The organism is Sphingomonas sp. MJ1 (PH-R8), assembly GCF_048058635.1.
GTDB lineage: Bacteria > Pseudomonadota > Alphaproteobacteria > Sphingomonadales > Sphingomonadaceae > Sphingomonas.
Window position 1 is genome coordinate 15,322 of sequence record NZ_JBBEFX010000025.1, and the last position, 15,467, is coordinate 30,788.

The following is a 15,467-nucleotide window of genomic DNA, read 5'->3' on the forward strand; positions in this document are numbered from 1 at the left end:
TTCCCGTGCCACTCCCATGACGGAACGCCCATGCCGCTCAAGCCTGCCCTTCTGCTCGCCGCCCTCGCCCTGCCGCTGCCTGCGATGGCGCAGATGTCCCCCGCCCAGGTCGCGAAGCTGCGCGACGCCGCGCTGAAGGACGAGATCGCCTGGGACATCACCGAAGGGCTCACCACCGAGATCGGGCCGCGCCTCGCCGGCACCGACGACGAAGCGCGGGCGCGCACCTGGGCGGTGGCCAAGCTCAAGGCGCTGGGCTTCAGCAACGTCCGCATCGAACCCTATCAGATGCCGGTCTGGGTACGCGGCGAGGAGAAGGCGTCGATCGTCGCCCCCTTCCCCCAGCAGCTCCACCTCGCCGCCCTCGGCAACTCGGGCGCGACGCCGGCGGAGGGCGTAGAAGCGGAAGTGGTCTATTTCCCGACCCTCGCCGACCTGGAAGCAGCACCCGCCGCAAGCGTCGCGGGCAAGATCGCCTTCGTCAGCCATGCGATGCACGCGGCGCAGGACGGATCGAGCTACGGCCCGTTCGGGCAGGTCCGCCGCGCGGGGCCGGCGATCGCTTCCCGCAAGGGCGCGGCCGCGATCCTGATCCGCTCGATCGGCACCGACTATCATCGCAACCCGCACACCGGCGTCACCAACTTCCCCGAAGGCGTGGCACCAATCCCGGCCGCCGCGCTCTCGCTTCCGGATGCCGAGCAGCTGGAACGCGTGCTCGAACGCGGCAAACCCGTGCGCGTGAAGCTGCTGCTCACCCCGCGGCAGATCGGCACGCGCGAGTCCGGCAACGTCATCGCCGAGGTACCCGGCCGCGACCCGAAGGCTGGCGTCGTGCTGATCGGCGGCCATCTCGACAGCTGGGACCTGGGCACCGGCGCGATCGACGACGCGAGCGGCGTTGCGATCACGGCTGCCGCCGCAAAGCGCATCATGGCGGCCGGCCGGCCGCGGCGCACGATCCGTGTGGTGTGGTTCGGCGCGGAAGAAGTCGGCGGCTTCGGCGGCATCGCCTATGCCAAGGCGCACGCGGGCGAACGGCACGCACTGGCAGCCGAATCGGATTTCGGCGCCGACCGGGTCTGGAAGTTCGACACCGCCCTTCCCGCCAGCGCAAGCGCGATCGCCGACCGGCTGCAGACAGCACTCGCGCCGCTCGGCATCACCCGCGGCAATGCGGTGGCGGGCGACGGCACCGACATCGCGCCGACGCTCGCCCAGGGCGTTGCCGCCGTGGACCTCAGCCAGGACGGCACCCGCTACTTCGACTATCACCACACGCCCGACGACACGCTCGACAAGATCGATCGTGCGCAGTTGCAGCAGAATGTCGCTGCATGGACGGCGATGCTGGCCGTGGTGGCGGATGCGCCGGAGGAAATCGGGGCAGTCACCCGCCCTGCTGCGGGCCACTAAGTGCCACAAGAATGCCGCGATGATGACACGCGGATGAATTTGCGGGATTGACGCCGCAGACGCGAACGTTATTGCGGCAGCCTCGCGACGGCGACGGGCCGGCCGCGAACTTTGGATTGCTTGGGAGCACCCGAATGAAGAAGATCGTTCTTGTCGCTGCTGCCGCCGGCCTGCTGTCGCTCACGGCCTGCGGTTCGAACACTCCGGCTGAAAACGCGGCTGACGCGCAGGCGGACAACCTCGAGATGATGGCCGACAACATGGAAGACATGGCCGACAACGCCACCACCGAGGGTTCGGAAGCCGCTCTCGAGAACCAGGCTGACAACCTGCACGAGGCAGCCGACAACGTCGAGGACGCGGGCGAAACCAACGCCATGTGATCCGACGCCCGTCCGGTTCATCCGGACGGACCGGTTAGAAGGGGCGTCCCGGCAACGGGGCGCCCTTTTCTTTTGCCTGCGCGAGAGAGGGGCAGCTCGGAATCTTTCCGCGCTCTCGCTCGGCCGCGAAGATCTTGGTTCGGAGAAGTTGGCGAACTTCCCGCGATCGCTCGGACATCCTCCGGCACTCGTGGCGCGCAGTCCTGCCGCATTCTGCCTTATCTTGCCACGAGCGATATTGCCGCTTGCCCCGATGCGGGGGGTGAGCCTAAGGGCAAGCCGGCGTCGGGGAGTGGCGCAGTCTGGTAGCGCGCCTGCTTTGGGAGCAGGATGTCGCAGGTTCGAATCCTGTCTCCCCGACCATCTCTGCGCCGTTGATCGACTGCACGCCCGAGCGCGAGTTGTGCCTCGATCTTGCCCGGCCTCGGTGGGCTCAGCCCGGAGCCTGCCCCTTCCCGTCCTGCTCAGACCCGGTCAGCGGATAGCCGGAGCCGCCCTGGCGATCGCTGTCATAGTCCTCGCCCGGATTGCCGCCGCCCGCGCCTGCGCCGCTGCCGTGCACCTCGCCCGTCTTCTGGTTGATCCAGGCCCGGCTGCCATTGTCGGGCGGGAGGTCTTGCCCCTCGGGCGCAGACGCGCCGCCCTGCGGCAGGCCGCTCTGGTGGACGGGCGCAACGGGACTGTCGCCATATTCCTCCAGCGCACGCTCGGGCGTGTACTCCTGCCCCGAAGCGCCGTCGCTGCGATCAAAGGCGTTCTTGGGCTCGGTCCGCTGTGGATCTACCTGCGGGTGATCCCGGTCGAAGGGTCCGGTGTCGTTCATGGGCGATCTCCTCGTCCTCCAAACGGCGGCCGAAGCGCAGCGTTCCGCCCCGGCCGCAGGCCCGGGAGGGACCGGTCACCTGGCGAGCCCGGTCGGTGCGGTGGGATCGAGGTTCCGGTTTCGCTGGGAGAAACGCTGGTGGGCCCGGCAGGACTCGAACCCGCAACCTAGCCGTTATGAGCGGCCAGCTCTAACCATTGAGCTACAGGCCCCCAGCGGGGCTGCGATAGCGGAGGCTCGGGCTTTCCTGCAAGCGGGCTATGCAGCCTGCAGCACCTCGTCGAGCGTGGCGGGGCGGACGCCCAAGCGATCGAGCAGGTCCAGGACGCCTTCCCACCATGCCCAGAAGCGCTGGAGATCGGCCGCGTCACGGACGTACGGGGTGTTCCCCGGCACCAGCGAGGGCGAGTGAAAGGCGAAGTTCAGGAGCCGCAACCCCTCTCCCACCGAACCCCGGATTGCCTCCAATGCCTCCGATCGGGACACCCCTTCCGGCGTCAGCGGAACGCGGTTCAACAGGCCCAGCTTCGCGGCGAGTGCCGCGCCCTTGGGAAGGCGCGAGAGCCGCTTGTGCAGGGCGCCCCCCTGTCGGCGTGCCCGGCCGGTGAACACGGTCGTGAACGGCAGTTCGAAAAGCGTCTCGTGCGGGCCGGTGCGGAAGACCGCGTTGCCGATGTCGCTGTAGTTGGGGCCGCCTTCCCGGGAATAGTCGAACCTCGCGCGCATCGACGTGTCCACGCGATAGCCGCGGGCAGCAAGCAGACGGAGCGTATGCGGACCAAGGCCATATCGGCCGGCGCGGTAGGCACGTGGCAGTCGACCGAATGCCCGGCTGATCGCATGACCCAGCCGGTCGAGCTTGGCGGCTTCCACCGCCTCTGCAAGATTGCCAGCGAAGCTGTTGGAAACGCTAACCCTTTCCTCGAACGGCGGCGTCACCCAGGGATGCAGCTGCGCACCGATCTCCGAGCGGCCATCGGCTAGCGGCTCTTGCAGAAGCGCAGCTGCCGCTGGATCGCGCGCGATGGGATAGTCCACCAGATAGACGACACCGATGCCGCGCTCGGAGAAGCGGCGGTGCGCCTCGGGCACCGCGGCCATGGCGCCGGTGGTGAAGCCCTCGCGGCGGAACCCGGCAGACCAGTCGAACTCCTCTTCGGTGTCGACGAAAAGGGTGAAGCGGGTTCCGAAGGCGTCCGGCCACCGGACCAGCGCCTCCGGAGCGGGCGCCGGCGGATGGAAGACCATCGGCGCCTCCACGATCAACCGCCGTGCGCCTGCCCCAGCGGGATGGTGTCCGCGGACGGCAGTCGCAGGATCAATTGACCGGGCTCGAACAGCAGCGCGCCGCCAAGCTCCTTGGCCAGGTTGCGCACCAGCCGCATCGCGAAACCGGTGCCGAGGAGGGCGGCATCCTCGCCTTCGTCGTCTATCGCAAGCAGCGCGTCGCCGGGATAGGCGTCCAATGCAGCGGGTCGGGCGAAGGCGAGCACCGGCGCTTCGTGGGCGCCGGCAAGCGCCTCCACGCGGATCGTCTCCCCCGATCGTGCCGCCGAGACCAAGGTCGCCAGCAGCCGGGACAGCAGTCGCTCCACCGCGCGGCGGTCGCCACGCACCACGGTGTCGACGCCCTCCACCGACAGGGAGGCACCGCGCAGCTCCGCAAGCGGCGCCAACTCGCCGGCGATTTCCGCGAGCAGCGGCGCAAGCGGCACCGTGCCGGGGCGCAGATCGAGCGCGTCCTCTTCGATCCGGGCGGCGAGATCGAGATCGTCGATGACGCCGAGGAGATCCCGCGCCTGCTGGCGGATCACGCCGGCTTGCCCGCGATAGACCGGGGGCACCGGGCCGAGCATCTGTGCCTCGATCATCTCGGCAAAGCTGGAGATCGCGCCTGCCGGGGTGCGCAGTTCGTGCACCAGCTGCCGGAGCGAGTCGGCGGTCGAAGGCGCGGGCGTAGGTGCCGGCTCCGCCCGTTCGTCCGAACGCGGGCGCCGTGCCGAGCCCCGGTAGCCGATGAACCGACCCGATGCGGGATCGAAGCTCGGCACGCCGGAGATCCGCCAGTCGCCTGCCGCGTCGCTGCTGCCGCCAACCCGCAACCGCGCGTTGGAAAAGGCCGCGCGACGACGAAGGGCGCCGCCGGGCACGCCATCGATCTGCGCCAATCCGGTTTCGCCGGCGCGGGCGAGCGAAAGGCCGAGCAGCGGCCCCCGCTCGACCCCGTCGACGCGGGAGAGCACGCCGCGGCTGTCGGTTTCGAACCGGAAGCTGGTGACGATGCCCGGAGCCGCGGCCGGACGACGCGGCTTGCTGTCTGCCTGGCGCTGGTAGGCATTGATCCGCGCCACGACGTCGGCGATGCGAAACGGACCTTCCGGTACTGCCGCCCGGGCATCGAGCACGGGTTCCGAAACGGGGGCGATGGGAGCTTCAACCGGCTCAGCCATCCGCGCCGGCATTGGCTCAGCCTCCGGAAGCTGCGCAGGCGCTTCGAGTGCGGTCGCCGGCTGCGCGGTGCTCGCATCCGCGGCGCTCTGGTCGGTCAACACCATGTCGGCGGGACCGAAGCTTGCCAGCGCCCGCTCTACTTCAGCAGGCAGGTCGCGGCGGTTACGCAGCACCGAGCGGGTCGAAGGGGTAAGATCGGGAAGCAGCGCCACCCATTCCGCGGCGTCCAGCCGGGCGCTCGCAAGCACCGGGGCCGCCACGGTAAGCGTGTCTTCGGCGAGCAGCCGAACCAACGTTGCCGGCGGGTTTGCGAATACGAGAGCACGTGCGCTCGCCGCCCGCACCGACTGCGGTACCGCGTCGCGGATGTCGGCCAGCAGTGCGATCGCGCGCGGGTCGGCGGAGGCACGGCGTCGCCCGATCAGGTCGACGAGTTGCCGCCACGCGGACTGGCGCGCCTGCGGATGGCTGAGGTCCGTGGTGAGCACTGTTTGAAGAGTATCGTCGAACCGCACGCGCCACCTGATCCCCGGCGCCGTTCGCGCCTGCCGCTTCTCCTTACGCCGGGAAAACCCGTTCGGGTACAGACATTTTGCGCCCGTAACATTGTGGGACAATTGCTTTGGCGCGTAATTATCTTATAGGGGGAGGACAGAATCCTTTTTCCTTGTATCAGATTCCCGGAGTTGCCCCTTCCATGGTTCTCGACCGTATCGACCGTCAAATCCTCTCGCTGCTTCAGGAGGACGGTCGGATGACCAATGTCGAACTCGCAGAACGTGTCGGCCTGACGGCTCCGCCCTGCCTGCGACGGGTTCGCGCATTGGAAGAGTCGGGCACGATCGGCGGTTATCACGCGGCGCTGAACCCGGCACAGCTGGGCTATACCATCACGGTGTTCGCGCTGGTGAGCCTGCGCAGCCAGGCGGAAAGCGACCTGGCAGCGTTCGAGGCACATGTCGCCGGCATTCCCGAGGTGCGTGAATGCCACATGCTCAACGGCGAGATCGACTTCATCCTGAAGATCGTCGCGACGGACCTCAAGGCGTTCCAGGACATCCTTACCACGCGGCTGACGACCGCCCACAATGTCAGCAGCGTCAAGACCTCGCTGACGATCCGCACTTCCAAGCAGCTGCCGGGCATCCCGGTGCCAACGGAATAGGGCCGCGCGACACAGTCGCACGGCCCTTCTTCCATTCCGGAAACAGCGGGCGGCAGGGCAACCTGCCGCCCGTGTTCGTTCAGCCCGCCGTCTTGGGCGAGTCCAGCCACAGCGTCCAGAAGGCCGCGAGCTCGTTGCGCGGCGAGCCGGTCACCTTGGCGAAGGCCGCCTTGGCTTCGTCGCGGCGGCCGCTCTTGGCGAGCGCGATGCCGAGACGGGTGTTGACCTCGTCCTGGTCGACGCCGCCCTTCTGCAGGGCGAGCTGGAAGAACTCCGCCGCCTTGGCCGCATCGCCGTTGGCGAGGTACGCGTTGGCGGTGCCGGCGGCGAGCTTGCCGTTGGCTGCCGAGCGCGACTTGGCGTCGAGCGACGACAGCGAGCCCTCGGCACGGATGCCGGCCTGCGCCTCCGTCTTCAGCGCGTTGTACTGGGTGGCCGATGCGGGGATCTTGCCGGCGGCGCGGCCCTGGTCGATCACCGCCACGGTCTCATACGGCAGGCCCAGGTCTTGGGCGAGCTGCGCATATTCGCCGAACTCGGCCTGGTCGGTGAGCGCGCCCGTCTCCCGCATCAGGCGGAAGGTATCGAGGCGTGCCGAACCGCCGAGGGCGCGGCCCTGGTCCGCACGGTCGCGGAACAGGATCAGCGCCTTGCGCCAGTTGGTCGCGGTCGGGTAATCCTTGAGCTGGCGGCGCATCCAGGCCGCGGTCTCCGCCGGCTTGTTCGCCTTGTACAGCTGCGAGATCGCCAGGTTGTACCAGTCGTTCGGCACGGGCTGGCCGGCTGCGACCTTCGCCTGGATCGCCTTGTCGAGTGCCGAGACGCCCTGATCGACGTTGCCGCCCTCGAGCTCCAGGCTCGCCATGCGCAGATCATATTCGGGGTCGTTGTAGCCCAGCTGCTTTGCGCGCTGGAAATACTGCCGCGCCCCGGCCTTGTCCTTGGCGTTCAGCGCCAGGATGCCGCGGTTGTAGTTCAGCGTCGCCTGCTGCTCGGCCGGCGTATTCGGGTTCGCGATCATCTGGTCGATCGCGGTCGCCAGCAGCGCATTGTCCTTCGACGCCTGGGCCACCTGCAGACGCAGGTTGGCTGCATAGAACTTCTCGATGTCGGAGGTCGCGGCTGCGTCCGCCTCGGCCAGGCGCGCCTTCGCGGTGGCGATATCGCCCGCCTTCGCCGCCGTCTCACCCGCAACCGCTGCGGCGCGGAACGCGTCGTTGATCTGGACCTTGGGAGCCTCTTCCTTCTTCTTTTTCTGGGCCTCGGCAGGGGCCGCCGTCAGCGCTGCCGCTCCCAGAGCAAGAACCGCGGCAAGCGCCGACTTCGATACGAAACCCATTCGGAACTCTCCTGATGCTGTGCGCACACGCGTCGGACCGTCTGTAAGTTGCGCAGATACGCCAGACAAGTCGCAGCGGCCATCCGGACGGATGCCCTTGCCCCGGTGAACGCGAATTGAACGGAGGCGATCCCGGAGCGCGGGCGCCCGGGCGAAATTTTTGACCCGCTCGCGCTTGCCCGCTAGGCAGCCGCGCGATGATCGCCGTTGTTTCTCCCGCAAAATCGCTCGATTACGAAACCCCCGTTCCGGCCAGCAGCACGCCCAGTGTGCCCCGCCTGGCAAAGGAAGCGCACACGCTTGCCGAGGGCGCCGCGTCGCTTGGCGCCGAGAAGCTCGGCAAGCTGATGCACATCTCGCCCAAGCTCGCGGAGCTGAATGCGGCCCGGTTCCGCGACTTCGCAGAGGCACCCGAGCGCCCGGCGATCCATGCCTTCGCCGGGGATGTCTACACCGGCTTCGAGGTGGCGACGCTGGACGCGCCGGCGATCGATTTCGCGCAGGACCACCTGCGCATCCTGTCTGGCCTGTACGGCCTGTTGCGCCCGCTCGATGCCATGCGGCCCTACCGGCTCGAAATGGGCACGCGCTGGGCTCCGGGCTCAGCCAAGACGCTGTACGACTGGTGGAAGGATCGGATCGCCGATCTGCTCGCGGAGGATGTCGCCGCAGAGGGATCGGGCGTGGTCCTGAACCTCGCCAGCCAGGAATATTGGAAAGCGGTGGCGGGCAAGCTGCCGGACACGATCCGCGTGATCGACGTCGATTTCCGCGAGCCTGGTCCGAACGGCCCCCGCTTCCTGAGCTTCCACGCCAAGCGCGCGCGCGGCATGATGGCGCGCTGGATGTGTGAGCACCGGGTGACGGAGGTGGAGGCGATGCGCGGCTTCGACAGCGACGGCTATCGATTCGATCCGCAGGAAAGCAGCGACACCCGCTGGCGGTTCACCCGCGCATGAGCGGCTCGGCCGTCGTCATCGGCGCCTCCGGGGCGATCGGCGGTGCGATCGAGCGCGCGCTGATCGAGGAAGGCGCGCACGACCAGGTCTGGGGCTTTGCCCGCTCCCGCACCGGAGCGTACCATCTCGACCTTCTCGACGAGGCGAGCATCGCGGCGGCGGCAGCGCGGGTTGCGGCCGGCCCCTCCCCCACGCTGGTTCTGATCGCCACCGGCCTGCTGCACGAGGGCGATCGCGTGCCGGAGCGCGGCTTCAAGGAACTGGACGCCGAATGGCTGGCGCGCAGCTATGCGGTGAACGCGATCGGGCCGGCGTTGGTGCTCAAGCATTTCCTGCCGCTACTCCCGAAGACCGGCGAGCCGGTGGTGGCGGCGCTCTCCGCGCGCGTCGGCTCGATCGGCGACAACGGCCTCGGCGGCTGGCACGGCTATCGCGCGGCCAAGGCGGCGCTCAACATGCTGATCCGCAACGCCGCGATCGAGGCGAAGCGGCAGAGCCCGCGCGCGATCGTGGTCGGGCTTCACCCGGGCACCGTGGACAGCGCGCTGTCGAAGCCGTTCCAGGGCAATGTCGCACCCGGGAGCCTGTTCGCACCCGATCGCGCCGCGATGCAGTTGCTCGACGTGATCGAGGAGCTGAAGCCGAAGGACAGCGGCAAGCTGTTCGCCTGGGACGGCGCCGAAATCCCGTTCTGACCCTGCCCTCGCGTACGCGCACGCGTGCGCGCGGCTTGGCATAGGAGCCTCTCCCCGCTAGTCAGGGCGTCGGATTTCAATCTTCCCGAAAGCAGGACGCCTTGACCGACGAGATTCGCCTCGCGGACCCTTCCGACATTTCCCCCGTCTCCATCGTCGACGAGATGCGGTCGAGCTACCTCGACTATGCGATGAGCGTGATCGTCTCGCGCGCGCTTCCCGACGTGCGCGACGGCCTGAAGCCGGTTCACCGGCGCATCCTGTTTTCGGCGAACGAGAGCGGCTTCCACTACAACCGCCCGTATCGCAAGTCGGCGCGCATCGTCGGTGACGTGATCGGTAAATACCACCCGCACGGCGACACGGCGATCTACGACGCCTTGGCGCGCATGACCCAGGACTGGTCGATGCGGGTGCCGCTGATCGACGGTCAGGGCAACTTCGGCTCGATGGACCCGGATCCGCCCGCAGCCATGCGCTACACCGAGGCGCGCCTGCATCGTGCGGCCGCCTTCCTGCTCGACGACCTCGACAAGGATACGGTCGACTTCGTCCCCAACTATGACGGGTCGGAGCGCGAGCCGTCGGTGTTGCCGGCGCGCTTCCCCAACCTGCTGGTCAACGGCGCAGGCGGCATCGCCGTCGGCATGGCGACCAACATCCCGCCGCACAACCTGGGCGAGGTGATCGACGCCTGCCTGCTCACCATCGACCGCGCGGTCGAGGGCGGCGAGCCGGTGACCGTCGAGGAACTGTCCGAGATCGTGCCCGGTCCGGACTTCCCGACCGGTGCGCTGATGCTGGGCCGCGCCGGTGCGCGCGCGGCGTACGCCGGCGGCCGCGGCTCGATCATCCTGCGCTCGCGCTACACGACCGAGGCGCGGGGCGAGCGTCGCTCGATCGTGCTCACCGAGATTCCGTTCCAGGTCGGCAAGAGCGGTCTGGTCGAGAAGATCGCCGAGGCGGCCAAGGACAAGCGGATCGAGGGCGTCAGCGACATTCGCGACGAATCGAACCGCGAAGGCGTCCGCATCGTCATCGACCTGAAGCGTGATGCGACCCCCGACGTGGTGCTGAACCAGCTGTGGCGGCACACGCCCGCGCAGTCGAGCTTCGCTGCCAACATGCTGGCGATCCGTGGCGGCCGCCCGGAACTGCTCAACCTCAAGGACATCATCGACGCGTTCGTCTCCTTCCGCGAGGAGGTGATCACCCGCCGGTCGAAGTATGAGCTCGCCAAGGCGCGCGATCGTGCCCACCTGTTGCTGGGCCTGGTGATCGCCGTCACCAACCTGGACGAGGTGGTCCGCATCATCCGCGGCGCCGCCAACCCGGCCGCCGCCCGCGCGTCGCTGCTCGCCCGCGAGTGGCCGATCGCCGAGATCGCGCCTTACATCCGGCTGGTCGAGGCGGTGGAGGCCGAGGTCACCGGCGACACCTATCGCCTGTCGGACGCACAGGTCCGCGCGATCCTCGATTTGCGCCTCCATCGCCTGACTGCGCTGGGCCGCGACGAGATCGGCGACGAGCTTTCGAAGCTGGCGGACTCGATCGCCGAACTGCTCGAGATCCTGGGCAATCGCGCCAAGCTCTATGCGGTCATGCGCGGCGAACTGGTGCAGGTCCGTGCCGAGTTCGCGACCCCGCGCCGGACCGAGATCGCCAATGCCGTCGACGGCATCGACGACGAGGATCTGATCGAGCGCGAGGACATGGTCGTCACCGTGACCATGCAGGGCTATATCAAGCGCACGCCGCTCGACACCTTCCGCGCGCAGAAGCGTGGCGGCAAGGGCCGCGCGGGCATGGCGACCAAGGACGAGGACGCCGTCACGTCGCTGTTCGTGACGTCCACCCATACGCCGGTGCTGTTCTTCTCGACCGCCGGCAAGGTGTACCGCATGAAGGTGTGGCGCCTGCCGGAGGGTGGCCCCGCCACGCGCGGCCGGCCGATGATCAACCTGCTGCCGCTGGCGGCGGGCGAGACCATCTCCACCGTGCTGCCGCTGCCGGAGGACGAGGCGAGCTGGTCCGACCTGCACGTCATGTTCGCGACCGCCAACGGCACCGTGCGCCGCAATTCGATGGACGCGTTCACCAACGTGCCCACCGCCGGCAAGATCGCCATGCGCTTCGACGAGGAGAGCGATGATCGCCTGATCGGCGTGGCGCTGCTCACCGAGACCGACGACGTGCTGCTCGCCACCAAGTGCGGCAAGGCGATCCGCTTCGCCGCCACCGACGTGCGCGAGTTCCAGAGCCGCACCTCCACCGGCGTGCGGGGCGTCAGCCTGGCCGAGGGCGACGAGGTGATCTCGCTGTCGATCTTGGGCGGCTTCCAGGCCACCACCGAGGAGCGCGACGCCTATCTGAAGGCCGCACCATGGAAGGAAGGCGACCGCGAAGTCACCCTCTCTCCCGAACGCATGGCCGAGTTCGAGGCGGCGGAGCAGTTCATCCTGACCGTCACCGCCAACGGCTATGGCAAGCGCACCTCCGCCTATGAGTATCGTCGCACCAACCGCGGCGGCCAGGGCATCACGAACATCGTCACCTCCGATCGCAACGGCCATGTCGTCGCGAGCTTCCCGGCGAGCTCGGGCGAGCAACTGATGCTGGTTACCGACCAGGCCAAGCTGATCCGCATGTCGGTGGGCGACACCCGCGTGACGGGCCGCGCCAGCCAGGGCGTGCGCCTGTTCCATGTCGCCGCCCAGGAGCATGTCGTCTCCGCGGCGCGCATCGACGAGGAGGAGGAGCCGGAGAACGAGGCCGAGGCGATCGTCGCCGAGGAGCGTGCAACCGCAACCCCGCCTGTGGGTTCGACCGACGACGCGATCCAGCTCGATGACGGTACCGGTCCGGAGACCCTGCCCGAGCGGATCGAGGAAGAGGACAGCGGGAGCGACGAGGAATGAGCAAGCCCAACGCCGCGTTCAAGGTTCTGACGGCCAACCAGATGGCCGAACTGGAGGCCGGCAGCTTCGCCGGTGCCCCGATCGACCAGCAGGACGGCTATATCCACCTGTCGACGGCAGCCCAGCTGACCGAGACGGTGGACAAACACTTCGCGGGTCAGGAAGGGCTGTGGGTCGCCGAGGTGGATCTGGAGGCGCTGGGCGACGCCATCCACTGGGAGCCTTCCCGCGGCGGTCAGGACTTTCCGCATCTCTATGGGAAGCTGACCTTGGACACGATCGTCGCCTACTCCCCGCTCGAGCGGGAAAGCGACGGCAGCGTCCGACTGCCGGTCACCGGCTGACAACGACTCCGGCGGTGATCCGCCGGAGCCTCCCCGGCGCTAAGGGCGTCCCTAGCGTCGAATAGCTGTCCGGCGCCCGTGGCGCAGCAGCGCCTTAGGCGGGCGGAGACTTGGAGGCGTCGGACTGCGCCAGCGGCTCGCCTGCCGGCGGCAGCGGCACCGCCGGCGAGTTCTCCGCATCGCCGGGACCATAGACACGGTCGAGATAATAGCCTGCAAGCAGATAGTGCGCCTTCACCACGGCTGGATGCTCGGCATTCTGCGCCAGCTTCAGTTCCGCTTCGGCACGCTCGTAGAAATACGCGTTGTTGTCGACTTCAGTCATGATTGCCTCTCGAACGCATCTTGACGATGCGCCGATCCTGTCCTGGATGGAGCCGATCATGCCGGCTCCTGATCGTCGTTTTATTTGAGTTTAGTTAGGGCAAAAGGCCCTTGGAGGGAATGGCCGGCATCGCTGTCGATCGCGACGCACGGGCGGATCGGCGATTGCCCCTCCCCGCCCAAGGCGAGGTCGGATCGGCCGGGTCATCCGGGAATGGCATGAGACTTCCCCCACAATGCCGGAACGTTCCGCCGCCACCTTGGTTCCCGACGCTACGGCACCAGATCGACGATGCGCGCGTCCGGGGCCTCCGCCTGGAGCAGCAGCGTTCGGTGACAGTGGCCGGGCTCGCGCTCGTAGCAGAGCAGTGCCGACGGCATCTCCGCGGCCAGCGCCAGCATCGCCGCGGCCTGCGCCTGCGCCTCGGGCAACGCCAGTTGATGTGCGTACACGTCTCGGAGGGTTGCCACGTCTCCCTTTTTCGCCGCGTCCCGCCCGCGCTTGGGCGTCCCGAGCGCCTTCAGGTGGCGGTACTCGATCCCGACCTCCGCGAGATGCGCGGCAAGCGACGATTTGGAGAAGCCCGGACGGCGCGACAGCGGAAGCGCGCGCACGTCGATCACCCGCCGGACGCCTGCGCGCTGCAGGGCGGCAAGGAAGTCCGCCATGGTCGTCGCTTCATAGCCGATGGTGTAGATCGTCTGCGGCGCATCCGGCATGGCATGTCCTTCGTTGCGGCTGTGCACCCGCTCGTGGATCGGCTAGGCAGCCTTCGATCGCGGCGCACGCCGCCCTCCCTCACCTAGCAGCTTTCGAGACGTTCGTGACGCATTCCCACCAGATTCACATCATCGGCGGCGGTCTCGCCGGATCCGAGGCAGCCTGGCAGCTGGCGCAGGCGGGCTTCCGCGTGCGGCTGTCGGAAATGCGCGGCAGCGGCGACTGCACGCCCGCGCACCAGGGCGATGGGCTGGCCGAACTCGTCTGCTCCAACAGCTTCCGCTCCGACGATGCGGAGAGCAACGCAGTCGGGCTGCTTCACGCCGAGATGCGGACGCTCGGATCGCTGATCATGGCGAAGGGCGACGAACACCGCGTGCCCGCAGGTTCGGCTTTGGCGGTGGACCGCGAGGGCTTCTCCGCCGGGGTCACCGCCGCACTGGAGGCGCACCCCAACATCACGATCGTTCGCGAACGGGTCGACATCCTTCCCGCGGAGGGTCCGACGATCATCGCGACCGGCCCGCTGACCGCACCCGCGCTGGCCGAGAGCATCGGCGGCGCCACCGGCAGCGACGCCCTCGCCTTCTTCGACGCGATCGCGCCGATCGTCCACTTCGACAGCGTCGACATGGACGTCGCCTGGATGGCCGCGCGCTGGGACAAGGGCGGCAAGGACTACATCAACTGTCCGATGGACAAGGACCAGTACCTCGCGTTTCACGCCGGGCTGCTCGCAGGCGAGAAGACCGAGTATCGCGAGTGGGAGAACGTCCCCTATTTCGAAGGCTGCATGCCGATCGAGGTGATGGCGGAACGGGGCGTCGACACGCTGCGCTACGGCCCGATGAAGCCGGTCGGCCTCGACAATCCGCGTACCGGCCGCTGGCCCTATGCCGTCGTCCAGCTGCGCCAGGACAATGCCCAGGGCACGCTGTGGAACATGGTCGGCTTCCAGACCAAGCTCAAGCATGCCGAGCAGGTTCGGTTGTTCCGCACCATCCCGGGCCTGGAAAAGGCGGAATTTGCGCGGCTGGGCGGGTTGCACCGCAACACCTTCATCCGCTCGCCCGAGCTGCTCGACCCCACGCTTCGGCTGAAGGCGCGACCCCACCTGCGCTTCGCGGGGCAGATCACCGGCTGCGAGGGCTATGTCGAGAGTGCCGCGATCGGCCTGATGGCCGGCCGCTTCGCGGCGGCCGAACTTGCCGGCAAGGACCTTCCGCCACCCCCGCCCGAGACGGCGCTGGGCGCGCTGCTCGGCCACATCACCGGCGGTGCCGAGGCGGAGACTTATCAGCCGATGAACGTCAATTTCGGCCTGTTCCCGCCGATCGAAGGCCGCACCAAGAAGGCCGATCGCAAGAAGATGTACACCGCGCGTGCCCGTGCTGCGCTTGCGGACTGGATGCCCGCCTAGTCCTCTGCCTCCGCGCGCGGGGCTGGACAGGCGCAGCGCGCGGCAGGCTTACGCGGGATCGCGGTGGTCGCGAACTCCGCCGGGTTCAGCGCGATCGACCGGTCCGCATCTGCCTTGGCGAACTTGGTCGTGGTGGCGACCGCCCATTCGTCGAACGAGAGCTGGCCGTCGCGGTTCGTGTCGAGCTTGGCATACGCCTTGCGCCGGCTGGCGAGATATTCGTCGCGGGTGATGCTGCCGTCCCGGTCCTTGTCATAGCGATCGAAGCGCTTCTGCTCGCGGGTACGTTCGGTGGCGCTGGGTATCGTGACGGGTACCGGCGGCAGCGGTGCCATGCCGACGGGCGCCACCTTCGGCTGCGGCAACGGCGCCTCCGTCTGCGCCGTGCCGCGGAACAGGATTACGCCGCCCCCCGCCAGAAGCAACGCCGACAAGCTGTCTCTTATACACATCTGTAAGGGGGGGGGGGGGGGGGGGGGGGGGGGGGGGGGGGGGGGGGGGGGGGGGGG

At 68.3% G+C, this 15,467-nt stretch carries 15 protein-coding genes and 2 tRNA genes; 9 read left to right on the forward strand and 8 right to left on the reverse strand.

Features of this window, described 5'->3' with window-relative positions; genetic code table 11:
• The first annotated feature begins 30 nt into the window (after positions 1-30).
• The 3 genes from VPH46_RS15380 (at position 31) to VPH46_RS15390 (ending at position 2,162) form a co-directional block, all read left to right on the forward strand.
• Positions 31-1,416, forward strand: coding sequence for a M20/M25/M40 family metallo-hydrolase (locus VPH46_RS15380; RefSeq protein WP_416612600.1), 1,386 nt, complete (start codon positions 31-33; stop codon positions 1,414-1,416).
• A gap of 134 nt (positions 1,417-1,550) precedes the next feature.
• Positions 1,551-1,799 (forward strand): hypothetical protein, encoded by a 249-nt coding sequence (locus VPH46_RS15385; RefSeq protein ID WP_125962314.1) that lies wholly within the window; start codon positions 1,551-1,553, stop codon positions 1,797-1,799.
• Between the two features lie 286 nt (positions 1,800-2,085).
• Positions 2,086-2,162 (forward strand) — tRNA-Pro (locus VPH46_RS15390).
• A 70-nt stretch (positions 2,163-2,232) separates the two neighbouring features.
• Here VPH46_RS15390 and VPH46_RS15395 read toward each other — a convergent pair.
• The 4 genes from VPH46_RS15395 to VPH46_RS15410 all read right to left on the reverse strand — a co-directional run bounded on the left by VPH46_RS15395 (position 2,233) and on the right by VPH46_RS15410 (position 5,588).
• Positions 2,233-2,622: a hypothetical protein gene (locus VPH46_RS15395; RefSeq protein ID WP_416612602.1), complete on the reverse strand. Its 390-nt coding sequence runs from the start codon at positions 2,620-2,622 to the stop codon at positions 2,233-2,235.
• 136 nt (positions 2,623-2,758) lie between these two features.
• Positions 2,759-2,834 (reverse strand) — tRNA-Ile (locus VPH46_RS15400).
• 46 nt (positions 2,835-2,880) lie between these two features.
• On the reverse strand, positions 2,881-3,870 hold the full coding sequence (locus VPH46_RS15405; protein WP_416612604.1) for a WalW protein: 990 nt from the start codon (positions 3,868-3,870) through the stop codon (positions 2,881-2,883).
• 14 nt (positions 3,871-3,884) lie between these two features.
• Positions 3,885-5,588 (reverse strand): histidine kinase dimerization/phospho-acceptor domain-containing protein, encoded by a 1,704-nt coding sequence (locus tag VPH46_RS15410; protein ID WP_416612606.1) that lies wholly within the window; start codon positions 5,586-5,588, stop codon positions 3,885-3,887.
• Between the two features lie 182 nt (positions 5,589-5,770).
• Between VPH46_RS15410 and VPH46_RS15415 the strand changes: the two genes are divergently transcribed.
• Positions 5,771-6,238 carry an Lrp/AsnC family transcriptional regulator gene (locus VPH46_RS15415; RefSeq protein ID WP_125962310.1) on the forward strand — a complete coding sequence of 156 codons (468 nt, stop codon included), beginning with the start codon at positions 5,771-5,773 and terminating at the stop codon, positions 6,236-6,238.
• Positions 6,239-6,317: 79 nt separating this feature from the next.
• On the opposite strand, the gene VPH46_RS15420 is transcribed toward VPH46_RS15415, so the two are convergent.
• Positions 6,318-7,577, reverse strand: coding sequence for a hypothetical protein (locus VPH46_RS15420; RefSeq protein WP_416612608.1), 1,260 nt, complete (start codon positions 7,575-7,577; stop codon positions 6,318-6,320).
• Positions 7,578-7,774: 197 nt separating this feature from the next.
• On the opposite strand from VPH46_RS15420, the gene yaaA reads away from it, so the two are divergent.
• The 4 genes from yaaA to VPH46_RS15440 all read left to right on the forward strand — a co-directional run bounded on the left by yaaA (position 7,775) and on the right by VPH46_RS15440 (position 12,493).
• Positions 7,775-8,536, forward strand: a complete 762-nt coding sequence (gene yaaA / locus VPH46_RS15425; protein ID WP_416612610.1) for a peroxide stress protein YaaA — start codon at positions 7,775-7,777, stop codon at positions 8,534-8,536.
• Positions 8,533-9,231 carry an SDR family NAD(P)-dependent oxidoreductase gene (locus tag VPH46_RS15430; RefSeq protein ID WP_416612612.1) on the forward strand — a complete coding sequence of 233 codons (699 nt, stop codon included), beginning with the start codon at positions 8,533-8,535 and terminating at the stop codon, positions 9,229-9,231. Before yaaA ends, VPH46_RS15430 begins: the two co-directional genes overlap by 4 nt.
• Positions 9,232-9,332: 101 nt before the next feature.
• A complete protein-coding gene (gene gyrA / locus VPH46_RS15435; protein ID WP_416612614.1) occupies positions 9,333-12,149 on the forward strand; it encodes a DNA gyrase subunit A in 2,817 nt (938 codons plus the stop codon).
• Positions 12,146-12,493: a DUF952 domain-containing protein gene (locus tag VPH46_RS15440; protein ID WP_416612616.1), complete on the forward strand. Its 348-nt coding sequence runs from the start codon at positions 12,146-12,148 to the stop codon at positions 12,491-12,493. Before gyrA ends, VPH46_RS15440 begins: the two co-directional genes overlap by 4 nt.
• Positions 12,494-12,587: 94 nt before the next feature.
• Here the strand turns inward: VPH46_RS15440 and VPH46_RS15445 are convergent, their stop codons facing one another.
• Entirely contained in the window at positions 12,588-12,818 is a 231-nt protein-coding gene (locus VPH46_RS15445; RefSeq protein WP_416612618.1) for a hypothetical protein, read from the reverse strand.
• A 272-nt stretch (positions 12,819-13,090) separates the two neighbouring features.
• Positions 13,091-13,537, reverse strand: a complete 447-nt coding sequence (locus VPH46_RS15450) for a DUF488 family protein (protein ID WP_239435893.1) — start codon at positions 13,535-13,537, stop codon at positions 13,091-13,093.
• Positions 13,538-13,641: 104 nt separating this feature from the next.
• Between VPH46_RS15450 and trmFO the strand changes: the two genes are divergently transcribed.
• Positions 13,642-14,958: a methylenetetrahydrofolate--tRNA-(uracil(54)-C(5))-methyltransferase (FADH(2)-oxidizing) TrmFO gene (gene trmFO, locus VPH46_RS15455; protein WP_416612621.1), complete on the forward strand. Its 1,317-nt coding sequence runs from the start codon at positions 13,642-13,644 to the stop codon at positions 14,956-14,958.
• On the opposite strand, the gene VPH46_RS15460 is transcribed toward trmFO, so the two are convergent.
• Positions 14,955-15,392 (reverse strand): EF-hand domain-containing protein, encoded by a 438-nt coding sequence (locus tag VPH46_RS15460; RefSeq protein WP_416612623.1) that lies wholly within the window; start codon positions 15,390-15,392, stop codon positions 14,955-14,957. The genes trmFO and VPH46_RS15460 overlap by 4 nt on opposite strands.
• Positions 15,393-15,467: the final 75 nt, after the last annotated feature.

Bases quoted from the DNA above. Each gene is read 5' to 3' on its own strand.
- VPH46_RS15385 (WP_125962314.1), top strand. From the start codon at position 1,551: ATGAAGAAGATCGTTCTTGTCGCTGCTGCCGCCGGCCTGCTGTCGCTC.
- VPH46_RS15450 (WP_239435893.1), bottom strand. From the start codon at position 13,537: ATGCCGGATGCGCCGCAGACGATCTACACCATCGGCTATGAAGCGACG.
- yaaA (WP_416612610.1), top strand. From the start codon at position 7,775: ATGATCGCCGTTGTTTCTCCCGCAAAATCGCTCGATTACGAAACCCCC.
- VPH46_RS15415 (WP_125962310.1), top strand. From the start codon at position 5,771: ATGGTTCTCGACCGTATCGACCGTCAAATCCTCTCGCTGCTTCAGGAG.
- VPH46_RS15380 (WP_416612600.1), top strand. From the start codon at position 31: ATGCCGCTCAAGCCTGCCCTTCTGCTCGCCGCCCTCGCCCTGCCGCTG.
- VPH46_RS15430 (WP_416612612.1), top strand. From the start codon at position 8,533: ATGAGCGGCTCGGCCGTCGTCATCGGCGCCTCCGGGGCGATCGGCGGT.
- VPH46_RS15445 (WP_416612618.1), bottom strand. From the start codon at position 12,818: ATGACTGAAGTCGACAACAACGCGTATTTCTACGAGCGTGCCGAAGCG.
- VPH46_RS15420 (WP_416612608.1), bottom strand. From the start codon at position 7,577: ATGGGTTTCGTATCGAAGTCGGCGCTTGCCGCGGTTCTTGCTCTGGGA.
- VPH46_RS15395 (WP_416612602.1), bottom strand. From the start codon at position 2,622: ATGAACGACACCGGACCCTTCGACCGGGATCACCCGCAGGTAGATCCA.
- VPH46_RS15440 (WP_416612616.1), top strand. From the start codon at position 12,146: ATGAGCAAGCCCAACGCCGCGTTCAAGGTTCTGACGGCCAACCAGATG.
- VPH46_RS15405 (WP_416612604.1), bottom strand. From the start codon at position 3,870: ATGGTCTTCCATCCGCCGGCGCCCGCTCCGGAGGCGCTGGTCCGGTGG.